This window comes from Anaeromicrobium sediminis (assembly GCF_002270055.1).
Lineage (GTDB): Bacteria > Bacillota > Clostridia > Peptostreptococcales > Thermotaleaceae > Anaeromicrobium > Anaeromicrobium sediminis.
In genome coordinates this window covers 1-2,018 of sequence record NZ_NIBG01000055.1, presented here as the reverse complement: position 1 = coordinate 2,018, position 2,018 = coordinate 1, and the positions used below count along the sequence as shown (strand labels likewise).

General features: G+C 32.9%; 1 protein-coding gene and 1 rRNA gene. One reads left to right on the top strand and one right to left on the bottom strand.

What is annotated here, in order from left to right; genetic code table 11:
• The first annotated feature begins 319 nt into the window (after positions 1-319).
• Positions 320-1,498 (top strand): pyridoxal phosphate-dependent aminotransferase, encoded by a 1,179-nt coding sequence (locus CCE28_RS21795; protein ID WP_095136339.1) that lies wholly within the window; start codon positions 320-322, stop codon positions 1,496-1,498.
• Positions 1,499-1,870: 372 nt separating this feature from the next.
• On the opposite strand, the gene rrf is transcribed toward CCE28_RS21795, so the two are convergent.
• Positions 1,871-1,987 (bottom strand): 5S ribosomal RNA (rrf, locus tag CCE28_RS21790).
• Positions 1,988-2,018: the final 31 nt, after the last annotated feature.

The following is a 2,018-nucleotide window of genomic DNA, read 5'->3' as shown; positions in this document are numbered from 1 at the left end:
TGTTTAGTTTTCAAAGTTCAATTTTCTTGTTGTTGACTTTTCTCAACGACAAGTACTATAATATCACATTCATAAGTTCTTGTCAACTTGTTTCATGTTTGTTGTTTTTCAAGAACAGATACTACTATACCACCTCCCCTTAGTTTCGTCAACACCTTTTGGAAATCCAAACTATTCCAATAAATTGCATCTATTGAAATCACTTGCTTATGGAGATACTATTTGTAGATTATTAAACATGTTATCTCGTTATACTATTTACAAAATCCCTAAGATTTAATAAAATTGTTTAATATAGATTTACAAAGGAGGGTTTATAATGTTATCTAAGAAAGCACAAAATATTACACCCTCTCTTACTTTAGGTATTAGTACAAAGGTGAGAGAGTTAGTAAAAGAAGGTTTAGATATAATAAATTTCAGTATAGGTGAACCAGATTTCCATACCCCTACTAAGGCTAAGGAAGCAGGTATTAAATCTATAGAAGAAAACCATACTCGTTATGGGCCAGCTTCTGGTCTAGTAGAACTTAGACAGGCCATATGCAATAAACTACAAAAGGAAAATCACATTTCCTATAATGTAGATGAAATAGTAGTATCAAGTGGTGCAAAACATGCTATTACTAATACTTTAATGGCTTTAATAGACCCTGGCGATGAAGTTATAATTCCTAAACCTTACTGGGTTAGTTATCCAGAGATGGTTAAACTAACAGGTGGAACTCCCATATTTCCTACTACTAAAAAAGAAAATGAGTTTAAACTTACAGTAGAAGACTTAGAAAAGTATGTTACTTCTAAAACTAAGTTATTATTCATAACAAATCCATCAAATCCATCTGGAGCTGTTTATACTAAAGAAGAATTAGAATCTATAGTTAATTATTGTATAGAAAAAAATATTTTCATATTAGCAGATGAAATATATGAAAGAATTTGTTATGTAGATAATTTTACCAGTATTGCATCCTTATCAGAAAAGGCAAAGGAAATTACTATTACTATTAATGGTTTATCTAAGTCAGTGGGCATGACAGGTTGGAGATTAGGATACACTGCATGTAATAAGACCCTGGCAAAAGCCATAGGAGCTCTACAAGGTCATTTAGTGTCCCATCCATCTGCCGTATCACAACATGCTGGTATAAGCGCTTTAACTCAGTGTGATGAAGATATTAAGTTAATGGTAGATACATATAAGAAAAGAAGAGATGTGGCCATAGAATTAATAGATTCTATTGATGGTCTTTCCTATGTAAATCCAGAAGGAGCTTTTTATATATTTATTAATATGTCATCCCTTAAGGATAAAATATCTTATGGAGATCACTTCTCTATTGCATTAGCAGATAGATTATTAGATGAAGGAAAAGTAGCTGTAGTTCCAGGAGCGGCCTTTGGAATGGATGACTACATTAGAATTTCTTATGCGTGTAGTACAGAAGTATTGCTAGAAGGTCTTGAGAGGATAAAAAATTTCATAGAAGAATTATAATTTAAAGTAGAAAGGTGAAGATTTGATCTTCACCTTTTTTTGTGCTTCCTATAGTTGATGAACCTACTTCATCTAAATATATTCAAAATTTTTTCAAAGGAAGTCACTACCAGGCTATATACTTTAAATTAAATAATTGCTATAGAGAGCTCATAATTGTTTGCAGCATAGGGTGTACTGGTGTTCCACCTTTTCAAAAATTGTTGAATATATTTAGATTCGTAGGTCCTATAGTTTATTTAATCTAGAGAAATCTAACGATAGACTGGCTGACGCCATCCAAAAACATAAAGATAGGCAATAAAAAAAAGACAAAGGATAAAAATCCTTTGTCTTTGAACTAGCAACGTCCTACTCTCCCAGGCAGTTGCNAACTAGCAACGTCCTACTCTCCCAGGCAGTTGCCCACCAAGTACCATCGGCGCTAAGAGACTTAACTTCTGTGTTCGGTATGGGAACAGGTGTAGCCCTCTTGCTATTATCGCTAGATGTTCATTTAAGAACTAAATAATGTGTAACA